At 60.5% G+C, this 11,061-nt stretch carries 10 protein-coding genes; 5 read left to right on the top strand and 5 right to left on the bottom strand.

Going from position 1 to position 11,061, the window contains the following annotated elements; all coding sequences use genetic code 11:
• Positions 1 to 187 precede the first annotated feature (187 nt).
• The gene (locus HX821_RS08045) at positions 188 to 658 is read right to left on the bottom strand and encodes a DUF1289 domain-containing protein (protein WP_177035555.1); all 471 of its coding nucleotides are present in this window, start codon (positions 656 to 658) and stop codon (positions 188 to 190) included.
• 394 nt (positions 659 to 1,052) lie between these two features.
• Between HX821_RS08045 and acnB the strand changes: the two genes are divergently transcribed.
• Positions 1,053 to 3,653, top strand: a complete 2,601-nt coding sequence (gene acnB, locus HX821_RS08040; RefSeq protein WP_003209239.1) for a bifunctional aconitate hydratase 2/2-methylisocitrate dehydratase — start codon at positions 1,053 to 1,055, stop codon at positions 3,651 to 3,653.
• Positions 3,654 to 3,686: 33 nt separating this feature from the next.
• On the opposite strand, the gene HX821_RS08035 is transcribed toward acnB, so the two are convergent.
• The gene (locus HX821_RS08035; protein ID WP_008431339.1) at positions 3,687 to 4,109 is read right to left on the bottom strand and encodes a MerR family transcriptional regulator; all 423 of its coding nucleotides are present in this window, start codon (positions 4,107 to 4,109) and stop codon (positions 3,687 to 3,689) included.
• 69 nt (positions 4,110 to 4,178) lie between these two features.
• Here HX821_RS08035 and HX821_RS08030 point away from each other — a divergent pair, with 69 nt between their 5' ends.
• Together HX821_RS08030 and poxB are read left to right on the top strand one after the other, a co-directional pair.
• Positions 4,179 to 5,411 (top strand): NADH:flavin oxidoreductase/NADH oxidase family protein, encoded by a 1,233-nt coding sequence (locus HX821_RS08030; protein WP_177035554.1) that lies wholly within the window; start codon positions 4,179 to 4,181, stop codon positions 5,409 to 5,411.
• A 78-nt stretch (positions 5,412 to 5,489) separates the two neighbouring features.
• Positions 5,490 to 7,214, top strand: coding sequence for a ubiquinone-dependent pyruvate dehydrogenase (poxB, locus tag HX821_RS08025; RefSeq protein ID WP_008431335.1), 1,725 nt, complete (start codon positions 5,490 to 5,492; stop codon positions 7,212 to 7,214).
• An 85-nt stretch (positions 7,215 to 7,299) separates the two neighbouring features.
• Here the strand turns inward: poxB and HX821_RS08020 are convergent, their stop codons facing one another.
• Entirely contained in the window at positions 7,300 to 7,857 is a 558-nt protein-coding gene (locus HX821_RS08020) for an NADPH-dependent FMN reductase (RefSeq protein ID WP_008431334.1), read from the bottom strand.
• A 228-nt stretch (positions 7,858 to 8,085) separates the two neighbouring features.
• Here HX821_RS08020 and HX821_RS08015 point away from each other — a divergent pair, with 228 nt between their 5' ends.
• Complete coding sequence (locus HX821_RS08015) at positions 8,086 to 8,322, top strand: hypothetical protein (RefSeq protein WP_003209248.1); 237 nt, start codon at positions 8,086 to 8,088, stop codon at positions 8,320 to 8,322.
• Positions 8,323 to 8,326: 4 nt separating this feature from the next.
• Here HX821_RS08015 and gspG read toward each other — a convergent pair whose 3' ends face one another.
• Entirely contained in the window at positions 8,327 to 8,755 is a 429-nt protein-coding gene (gene gspG / locus HX821_RS08010) for a type II secretion system major pseudopilin GspG (protein ID WP_102369043.1), read from the bottom strand.
• Positions 8,756 to 8,931: 176 nt separating this feature from the next.
• Here gspG and HX821_RS08005 point away from each other — a divergent pair, with 176 nt between their 5' ends.
• The gene (locus HX821_RS08005; protein WP_177035553.1) at positions 8,932 to 9,834 is read left to right on the top strand and encodes a LysR substrate-binding domain-containing protein; all 903 of its coding nucleotides are present in this window, start codon (positions 8,932 to 8,934) and stop codon (positions 9,832 to 9,834) included.
• Between the two features lie 648 nt (positions 9,835 to 10,482).
• Here the strand turns inward: HX821_RS08005 and HX821_RS08000 are convergent.
• On the bottom strand, positions 10,483 to 11,052 hold the full coding sequence (locus HX821_RS08000; RefSeq protein ID WP_003217028.1) for a GNAT family N-acetyltransferase: 570 nt from the start codon (positions 11,050 to 11,052) through the stop codon (positions 10,483 to 10,485).
• Positions 11,053 to 11,061 lie beyond the last annotated feature (9 nt).

Below are 11,061 nucleotides of genomic sequence, written 5' to 3'. Positions count from 1 at the left end.
CGCCGGGCCATGGATGGCCCGTAGCGGCGGCCCGCTTCGCGGTGCCGGAGTGAGGGAACACCGAGCCTAGGCGAGGTGCCGACAGGCGGGGCAGAGCCCTTTGCTTACTTTGGGGCTTTTCCAAAGTGAGCCGCTGTAAGAGCGGAACCATAAGCGGCCGTTACCCAAATAACGGATATGTACTCAATCACCCCCCAAACGCATCCCTGAGAAACCCCGGAGCGATATACCGCTGATAATGCGCCTCGGACAAAATAAAAAACTCCCGATCAATCGCATCCCGCAACTCAGGCAACCCCCAATCCCGAAACTCCGGCATCAATACCATCCCATAAGCCTCAAGATTACTGATCACCCGAGCCCCCCGGGCAATCAACTGATAGGCCCAGCAGTACTCCGACTGATGCGGTACAAATCGAATCTTGCGCTGCTCCAGCTGCCCCCGCAGCATTTTCGGGTCAAACACCTCAAGCTTCCCGGCCATCACCTGCACCAACAACTGCTCCAGCCGCAGCCACACCGCACGTTTTTCTTCCTCGTTATACCCGTTCCACTGAATCACCTCATGGTGAAACCGCTTGCACCCCCGGCACACAAGATCGCCGTAAACCGTGGAGCACAGGCCTACGCAGGGGGTCTTGATGGTTTGGTTATACATGGTCGACAACGCACAAATCAGCGAAACAGTTGCACATGTTAGCCCTTTGTCTAAGGTTGATCACCCTGCAAACTTGGCGCGGCAACTTACGTTTAGAATTTTTTTGCCGTAGAATCATCCGGCCTTGTAAGGCGCCAATAATCCGTTGGAAGCTGTTTTCAAAGCGTCACGAGCACAGTCGTTCCTAAAGAACGGTGTTGGCGATGGTTATTTACCCGGTAAATAGCCAGCGCCAACCCTCATCAGCTCCGTTCTGCAGGCGTAAAACTTTGAAAGCAGCTTCTGTGAGGATTGCCGGCAGCGCTGGCTCTACGGCCCAAAAAGCCCCTGAGCGCATGCGTGCCGTGCATTTCTGGATGAGCGTCCCGTGGGACCACTGATGAGGGTAATAACTGTGCTTGAAGCCTACCGCAAACATATCGAAGAGCGTGCAGCCCTGGGTATCGTTCCCCAGCCGCTTAACGCCGAACAAACCGCAGGCCTGGTCGAGCTGCTGAAAAATCCCCCGGCTGGCGAAGAAGAATTCCTCGTTGACCTGATCACCAACCGCATTCCACCAGGCGTTGACGAAGCTGCCTACGTCAAGGCCGGTTTCCTGTCTGCCCTGGCCAAGGGCGAAGCTACTTCTCCCCTGATCGACAAGAAACGCGCTGTTGAACTGCTCGGCACCATGCAAGGCGGCTACAACATCGTGACCCTGGTCGAGCTGCTGGACGACGCCACCCTGGCCCCCGTCGCTGCCGCCCAACTCAAGCACACCCTGCTGATGTTCGATGCTTTCCACGACGTCGCGGAAAAAGCCAGGAACGGCAACGAACACGCCAAAGCCGTGATCCAGTCCTGGGCCGACGGCGAGTGGTTCAAGAACCGCCCGACCCTGGCCGACAAGATCAGCCTGCGCGTGTTCAAGGTCACCGGCGAAACCAACACCGACGACCTGTCCCCTGCCCCGGACGCCTGGTCCCGTCCTGACATCCCGCTGCACGCCCTGGCCATGCTGAAAATGGCCCGTGAAGGCATCGTGCCGGATGAGCAAGGCAAGACCGGCCCGATGAAGCAGATCGAAGAAATGCGCGGCCAGGGCTTCCCGATCGCCTACGTCGGTGACGTGGTCGGTACCGGTTCGTCGCGTAAATCGGCCACCAACTCGGTACTGTGGTTCTTCGGCGACGACGTGCCTTACGTGCCGAACAAGCGCGCTGGCGGCTTCTGCTTCGGCAGCAAGATCGCTCCAATCTTCTACAACACCATGGAAGATGCCGGCGCACTGCCAATCGAGTTCGACGTTACCAACATGAACATGGGCGACGTGATCGACCTGTACCCGCATGCTGGCAAAGTCACCAAGCACAACAGCGATGAAGTCCTGACCACCTTCGAAATGAAGACTCCGGTCCTGTTGGATGAAGTCCGTGCCGGCGGTCGTATCCCGCTGATCATCGGCCGCGGCCTGACCGAAAAGGCTCGCGCCGAGCTGGGTCTGCCACCTTCGACCCTGTTCAAACTGCCGGAAGCCCCGGCTGAAAGCGACAAGGGCTACACCCTGGCGCAGAAAATGGTCGGCAAGGCCTGCGGCGTGGCTGGCGTTCGTCCAGGCACCTACTGCGAACCGAAGATGACCACCGTCGGCTCCCAGGACACCACCGGTCCCATGACCCGTGACGAACTGAAAGACCTGGCGTGCCTGGGCTTCTCCACCGATCTGGTAATGCAGTCGTTCTGCCATACCGCGGCCTATCCAAAGCCGATCGACGTGACCACCCACCACACCCTGCCTGACTTCATCATGACCCGTGGCGGCGTATCGCTGCGTCCGGGCGACGGCATCATCCACAGCTGGCTGAACCGCATGCTGCTGCCGGACACCGTCGGTACCGGTGGTGACTCCCACACCCGTTTCCCGATGGGCATTTCGTTCCCGGCCGGTTCCGGCCTGGTAGCGTTCGCCGCCGCCACCGGCGTCATGCCGCTGGACATGCCGGAATCGATCCTGGTGCGTTTCAAAGGTGAAATGCAGCCTGGTATCACCCTGCGTGACCTGGTTCACGCCATTCCTTACTACGCGATCCAGGCTGGCCTGCTGACCGTAGAGAAGAAAGGCAAGAAGAACGCTTTCTCCGGCCGTATCCTGGAAATCGAAGGCCTGGACAACCTGAGCATCGAACAAGCCTTCGAGCTGTCCGACGCCTCGGCTGAACGTTCGGCTGCCGGTTGCACCATCAAGCTGTCGAAAGAATCCATCACCGAGTACCTGAACTCCAACATCACCCTGCTGCGCTGGATGATCGGTGAAGGCTACGGCGATGCGCGCACCCTGGAACGTCGTGCCCAAGCGATGGAAGCCTGGGTTGCCAACCCTGAGCTGATGGTTGCCGATGCTGACGCCGAATACGCTGAAATCATCGAGATCGACCTGGCCGACATCAAGGAGCCTGTGCTCTGCGCGCCAAACGATCCGGACGACGCCCGTCTGCTGTCCAGCGTTGCTGGCGAGAAGATCGACGAAGTGTTCATCGGTTCGTGCATGACCAACATCGGTCACTTCCGCGCTGCCGGTAAACTGCTGGATCAGGTCAAGGGTCAGCTGCCAACCCGTCTGTGGCTGTCGCCGCCGACCAAGATGGACGCTCACCAACTGACCGAAGAAGGCTACTACGGCATCTACGGCAAGGCTGGCGCGCGCATGGAAATGCCGGGCTGCTCGCTGTGCATGGGTAACCAGGCACGTGTAGAGCCGAACTCGACCGTTGTATCGACGTCGACCCGTAACTTCCCGAACCGTCTGGGTGACGGCGCAAACGTCTACCTGGCTTCGGCCGAGCTGGCGTCGGTGGCTTCCATCCTGGGTCGCCTGCCGACCGTCGAGGAGTACATGGAATACGCCGCGAAGATCAACACCATGGCCAGCGACGTGTATCGCTACCTGAGTTTTGACCAGATCGCCGAGTTCCGTGAAATTGCTGCAAGCGCCAACATCCCTGTGGTTCAAGCCTAAGGTTTTGTTGCTGTAAACGAACGCCGCGTATCGTCAGATGCGCGGCGTTTTTTTATGCGCCTCGATTGAGGCCCAGACCTTGTCCTGCGCCTGGGTGCACGGCGTGCCTTCCGGGTGCGCCTGGATCGTGGCGATCACCGCGCGTAACTCTGCCTTGCTCTGGTCCATTCGGGCTTGAAGCTCTTCTATCTGCGCAATCCTGCGCTCAAGCCTCAAGACGATATCGGCGCGTTTCGCCTCGCTCGGCGAATCGTCGGGCATCAGCGCCTTCAACTCCTGCAAGCTGAAACCGGCGCGCTGAGCGCCCTGGATCAATTGCAGCGTCTGCAACGTCTGCATGGGATAACGGCGATAGCCATTACCTTGTCGCTCGACCTGGATCAGCCCCTGGGCTTCGTAAAAGCGAATCTTCGAGGCTGCCAAGCCGCTGCGTTCCGCCAGTTCACCAATATTCATCGCCAACCCCATTGACCTTAAAGTGACCTTTAAGCTTAGCCTGAGCGCTCCCAATGTGAGGAGTCAAGCATGTCGCCCTTTGAAGTGTTGCAATTGCCCAACGGCCAGCTCATCAGTAACCGCATCGCCAAGGCGGCGATGGAAGAGAACATGGCGGATGCGAACCAGGCGCCTTCCGAGGCCCTGATGCGCTTGTATCAAGCCTGGGCCGACGGCGAGCCCGGCCTGATCCTGACCGGCAACGTGATGATTGATCGCCGTGCCATGACCGGCCCCGGCGGCGTGGTGCTGGAAGACGAACGTCACCTGGACAAGTTTCGCCAATGGGCCGCGATTGGCCGGGCCAAGGGCGCGCAGTTCTGGGTACAGCTCAACCACCCGGGCCGTCAGACCATGGCCAACCTCGGCCAGCAGGCCCTGGCACCTTCGGCGGTGGCCCTCGATCTCGGCGGCTTTTCGAAGATGTTCGCCCAACCCAAGGCCATGACCGAGGACGATATCCAGGACGTCATCTCGCGCTTCGCCACCAGCGCGCGTCTCGCCGAAAAAGCCGGTTTCAGCGGTGCGCAGATCCATGCGGCCCACGGCTACCTGCTCAGCCAGTTTCTCTCGCCCTTGAGCAACCAGCGCACAGACCGCTGGGGCGGCGGCGTTGAAAACCGCGCTCGGCTGTTGCTGGAAGTGATCAAAGCCGTGCGCGCCGCCGTGAGCGCGGATTTCTGCGTGGCGGTGAAACTCAACTCCGCCGACTTCCAGCGCGGTGGCTTTGACGCCGCCGACGCCCACGCCGTGGTCGAGCTGCTCAACCCGCTGGCCATCGACCTGCTGGAACTGTCCGGCGGCAGCTACGAAGCCCCGGCCATGCAAGGCGAAGCTCGCGACGGACGCACCCTGGCCCGCGAAGCCTATTTCATCGAGATGGCCAGCGACCTGGCGAAAGTCGCCAACATGCCGGTGATGGTCACCGGCGGCATCCGGCGCTTGCCGATCGTGCAGCAAGTCCTGGACAGCGGCATCGCCATGGCCGGGATCGCCACCGCGCTGACCCTGGAGCCGCACCTGATCAAGCAATGGCGCGCCGGCCGCGATCTCAACCCGCAATTGCCGCCGATCCGCTGGAAGCGCAAACCCCTGGCCAGCCTGGCGAGCATGGCAGTGGTGCGCTATCAGCTTCGCCGCCTGAGCCGTGGCCGCCAGCCGAAACCCGGGGTGACGCCGCTGCTGGCGTTGATAAAAGACCAACTGTTTATCGCCCGCCGCACTCGGCAATATCGCGCTGCGATGACCAATTCTTCACATTGAGCGGGGAGCATTCAGCGCCATGGAACTGTCCTTAACTGATCAGCAGCTTTTTACCCTCACTGACGATTGGAGTTCTTCATGGCGAAAATCACCCTGGCCCAGCAATTGGCGACCACCCTTGAACAGGCGGGCATCAAGCGCATCTGGGGCCTGACCGGCGACAGCCTCAACGGCCTGACCGACTCCCTGCGCACCATGGACAGCATCGAGTGGATGCATGTGCGCCACGAAGAAGTGGCCGCGTTTGCCGCCGGTGCCGAAGCCGCCGCCACCGGCGAGCTGACCGTATGCGCCGGCAGCTGCGGCCCCGGCAACCTGCACTTGATCAATGGCCTGTTCGATTGCCATCGCAACCACGTGCCGGTGCTGGCCATTGCCGCACAGATCCCCTCCTCCGAGATCGGCCTGAACTACTTCCAGGAAACCCATCCCCAGGAACTGTTCAAGGAGTGCAGCCACTTTATCGAGCTGGTGACCAATCCCGAGCAGATGCCTCACGTGCTGCACCGTGCCATGCGCTCGGCGATCCTCAATCGCGGCGTTGCGGTGGTGGTGATTCCGGGGGATGTGTCACTGTTGGAAGTAGAAGATAAATTCAAACCGTGGCCGGCCCTGCTGGCACCGCGCACGTTGCCGGCGGAACAGGACCTGCAACGCCTCACCGACATCCTCGAACACAGCGGCAAAGTCACCCTGCTGTGTGGCAGCGGCTGTGCCGGCGCCCACGATGAGGTGGTGGCCCTGGCAGACGCCCTCGGCGCGCCCGTGGTGCATGCCCTGCGCGGCAAGGAACATGTGGAGTGGGACAACCCGTTCGACGTCGGCATGACCGGCCTGATCGGCTTCAGCTCCGGCTACCACGCCATGCTCAACTGCGACACGCTGATCATGCTCGGCACCGACTTCCCGTATCGCCAGTTCTACCCGACCGACGCAAAAATTATCCAGGTCGACCGCAACCCACAGGCACTGGGCCGGCGTGCCACGCTGGACCTGGGCATTGCAGCTGACGTCAGTGAGACCATCCAGGCGCTGCTGCCGCGCCTGACCCGCAAGACGGACCGCAGCTTCCTCGAAACCTCGCTCAAGCATTATGAAAAAGCCCGCCAAGGGCTGGATGACCTGGCGGAACCGTCAAAGGCCGGCCGGCCAATTCACCCGCAATACGTTGCGCGCCTGCTCAGCGAACTGGCGGACGACGACGCAATCTTCACTGCCGACGTTGGCTCGCCGACAGTCTGGGCGGCGCGTTACTTGAAAATGAACGGCAAGCGCCGGTTGATCGGCTCGTTCAACCATGGCTCGATGGCCAACGCCATGCCCCAGGCCATCGGTGCGCAAGCCGCGTTTCCCGGGCGCCAAGTGATTTCGATGTCCGGCGACGGTGGGTTCACCATGCTGATGGGTGATTTCATCAGCCTGGCGCAGCTGAACCTGCCGGTGAAGCTGGTGGTGTTCAACAACTCTTCTTTGGGCTTCGTCGCCATGGAGATGAAAGCGGCGGGCTACCTGGATACCGGCACCGAGCTGAAAAACCCGGACTTTGCCGCCATGTCCAACGCCATGGGCATCCTCGGTATTCGCGTAGAGCAGTCCGAAGACCTGGAACCGGCCCTGCGCCGCGCACTGGCCCACGACGGCCCGGTGCTGGTGGACGTGGTCACCGCCACCCAGGAACTGGTGATGCCGCCGAGCATCAAGCTGGAGCAGGCCAAGGGCTTCAGCCTGTACATGCTCAAGGCGGTGATGAGCGGACGCGGTGATGAGGTGATCGAGTTGGCGAAAACCAACTGGCTGCGTTAATAGCGCCGTAGTGGCCGACCACGCGGCCTGACCGCAGACAAAAAAGACCCCGCTTAAATAGCGGGGTCTTTTTTCGCACGGCTGATCAGCCGTGTTGTTTTTCCACCCACTTGCCATAGGCGTCGATAAACGCCTGCAAAAACGGCTTGGTCTTTTCCGAGACCTTGCCCGACTCATCGAACACGCTGCCCGCACCGCCCAGATAGGCTTCCGGCTGCTGCATGCACGGCACATCGAGAAACACCAGCGACTGACGCAAATGGTGATTGGCCCCAAAACCGCCGATGGCTCCGGGAGACACACTGATCACCGCACCCGGCTTGCCGCTGAAGACACTTTGGCCATAAGGACGTGAACCGACGTCAATCGCATTCTTCAATACACCCGGCACGGAGCGGTTGTATTCGGGGGTCACAAACAGCACCGCGTCGGATGAACGCACGTGTTGACGGAAAGTACTGTAGGCTGCCGGCGGTGCAGCACCGTCGATGTCCTCGTTGTAGAGCGGCAAATCGCCAATTTCGACAATGTTCAACTTGAGGTTGGCGGGCGCCAACTCGGCCAGTGCCAGGGCGACCTTGCGGTTGATCGACTCTTTTCTCAAGCTGCCGACCAGTACGGCAATCGTGTAGACCTTGCTCATTGGGGTTTCCCGATTTCTGACTTAAGGAGTTTGTAGTTATAGAGCCTGCGCGACGCTATCACCAGCGCGTTTTTGCAATCCCCAGGGACGTTTACACCGCAGATGGATTTGTAAGTAATGTCTGAAAAAGTCAACGAATAGTATTTTTTTTCAATAGGTAAACTACCCCGCTCTCCTACGGTCTACAGAACCGCAAATCGAGTGTTTATCTCCAGAGGTTCTAAACAGATGGCAGCAGTACTTGTCGGACAGTTCCATGCCAGAGACGCGGAAGGTCGCGTTTATTCGGTGCATGAGTTCCAGGAATCCAACCCGCCCCTCGACGGCCTGGCTGGCTCGGCGCCCACCACCACCTACAAGCTGGCCATTGGCGACCGCGTAGAAAAACTGGATGGCGATGAGTTCAGGCTGATTCAGTCGGGCACTATCATCACCCGCGAATCCGCCACGATCCACGCTTCATAAGACGTTATTCCCCATAGGCGATATCAACATTATCGCCGACGCCTCCCAGTGTCCGGTCCTTGCCGAACGAGAACAGATCAAAGTTGGTTTTGGCCTGGCTGGGAGGATAGTGGTACTGATAGGCCACGCCCCAAGGGTCCGTCAGCATGTCCTGATCCTTGAGATAGGGGCCCCGCCACTTCCCTTCTCCCGCTGGCTGAACCGTCAACACCGCCAGCCCCTCGTCGTCGGTAGGATAACGCCCTACATCCTGATGAAACTGCTCGACTGCCTTGCCCAGCTCTTTCAACTGGACCTTGGCCGTGGCGATTTCCGACTGAGTCACGTCGCCGAAGATCCGCGGCCCCACCGCAACCGCCAACACGCCGACCACCAGCACCACCACCAGCAGGTCCCACAACGAAAACCCGCGCGTGTCTGTTTTACCGAGCATCGATAAGGCTCCCCCGTGGATCCTCTGGTTGATACGCCCTTTGTATGACCTGCTGGTTGCAGGCGCCAAGGGACTTGATCGTGCAAGTCTAGTTGGGGCGCTGCCGTGGCGGGTCTTTTTTCCACGCCCGGGCCTGAGCCATTGAATCCACGTCGCGCTGAACATAGACTCCGGCCATGCGTTTACGTCATATCGAAGTCATTCAAGCGATTTTACAGACCGGACACCTCGGCACCGCCGCCGAATGGTTGCAACTGCCCGTGGCCGATGTGGACGCTACCCTCAAGGATGCCGAGCTGCAATTGGGCTTCATGCTGTTTGCCAGTGTGCGCGGACGCTTGCAGGCCACCCGAGAAACCCTTGAGCTGCAGGCCGAAATCGCCCACCTCTATGCAGCCCTTGAGCCGGTGCAACGCCTGGCCAGCAGCCTTAAGCACCATCATGCCCCGCCCTTGCGCGCACTGTGCACCCCGCCGCTGGCCAATCAACTGCTGCCCCAGGCGATCGCCGTGCTGCGCCGACGTTTCCAAGACACGCCGTGCAACCTCTCCAGCCATTCCACCCGGGACATCGTCAAAAGCCTGCTGCTGCACGAAGCCGACCTCGGCCTGAGCCTGCACGACCCGGAACACCCGCAAATCCACAGCCAACCGCTGGCCCACGGCAAGCTGCAATTGCTCGCGCCCCATGGCTGGCTGAAGCCGCGGCAGAAGTACATTGCGCTACAGGAACTGGCCGGGCAGTCGATGATCGGCCTTGAAGGCCAGGACCCGCTGAGTCGCCTGCTGGACAGCAAATTGCAAGCCCTGCGCCCGCTGCCGGTGGTGCAAACGCGGGTGCAGACGTATCAGATGATGCGCAGCATGGTAGAAGCCGGGGAAGGCCTGGCGATTGTCGACCCGTTCACCGCCAGCGGCGCACGGGAAGCCGGGCTGGATGCGTGCCCATTGTCACCGCCGATTATGGTGACCTTGTATGCGTTGACCCTGAAGGGCAGCGAGCCATCGCCCGCCTTGAATGCGCTGCTGGAGATTGTCACCGAGAAGGCTGAAAACCTGCTGACAAGCACATTGCCGTGAATGTGGGAGTTGTCGGGCTTTGGCGAGACTGCGAAGGCGGCGGCACAGTCGATAAAGAGGTTGCCTGATCTACCGCTATCGCGGCCTCGCTGGGGCTCGACGGCTCCCACAGGGGATCGGGGGAAGTCTGGGAGCTGTGTGTTCGGTCGCAAGTACTTGAGTTGCGCAAATCGAATGTGGGAGCTGTCGAGCTTCAGCGAGGCTGCGAAGGCGGCGGCACAGTCGATAAAGAGGTTGCCTGACACACCGCCATCGCGGCCTCGCTGGGGCTCGACGGCTCCCACAGGGGATCGGGGGAAGTCTGGGAGTTGTGTGTTCGGTCGCAAGTACTTGAGTTGCTCAAATCGAATGTGGGAGCTGTCGAGCTTTAGCGAGGCTGCGAAGGCGGCGGCACTGTCGATAAAGAGGTTGCCTGATCTACCGCTATCGCGGCCTCGCTGGGGCTCGACGGCTCCCACAGGGGGTCGGTGGAAGTCTGGGAGCTGTGTGTTCGGTCGCAAGCACTTGAGTTGCGCAAATCGAATGTGGGAGCTGTCGAGCTTTAGCGAGGCTGCGAAGGCGGCGGCACAGTCGATAAAGAGGTTGCCTGACACACCGCTATCGCAGCCTCGCCAAAGCTCGACGGCTCCTACAATTCATCGGTGCAGCTCAGACTGCTTCCAATTCTGTCTTGAACAACCGATACCAGAAAATCGCCACTTCGCGCGTCTGCGGATCAATCCCGCGATAGCGCAGGTGGTCGATCCCGCCCATCACATACCCGCAGCGCTCATACAGCCGGCAGGCACCGAGGTTGTTGTTCTGGGTCTCCAGCATCATCCCCGGCAGGTTCTTCTTGCGGCTCCAGAACTGCGCCACGTCCAGCAACGCCTTGGCCACCCCGTGGCGCCGCGCGGGCAAGACCACCGCCAGCTCATCCACATGGGCAAAGCCGTTCCAGTTGGTGCTGACCACGATATGCCCCACGGGCCGGTCATCGAGGTAGGCCATGAACACCGCACTGTCGGCCGCGTCACGGAAGCTGGCGAACTCCTCGGGGTCGATGCCGTAGCATTTGCGGTACGGCACGATACGCTCCACCGCCCACTGGTCGACGCGCTTGCCCATTTCCGGCTTGCCGTAGGCGTTGACTTCAAAGCTGAAGTCGTTCCCCCACACGTAGGCGTCAAATCCTTCGTCAGCCACCCGGACACTGAGGCCCGGGTACTTCGGGTTCATTACAGCTTG

The sequence above is a fragment of the Pseudomonas sp. B6001 genome, from assembly GCF_013386015.1.
Lineage (GTDB): Bacteria > Pseudomonadota > Gammaproteobacteria > Pseudomonadales > Pseudomonadaceae > Aquipseudomonas.
This window is presented reverse-complemented; position numbering and strand designations above follow the sequence as displayed.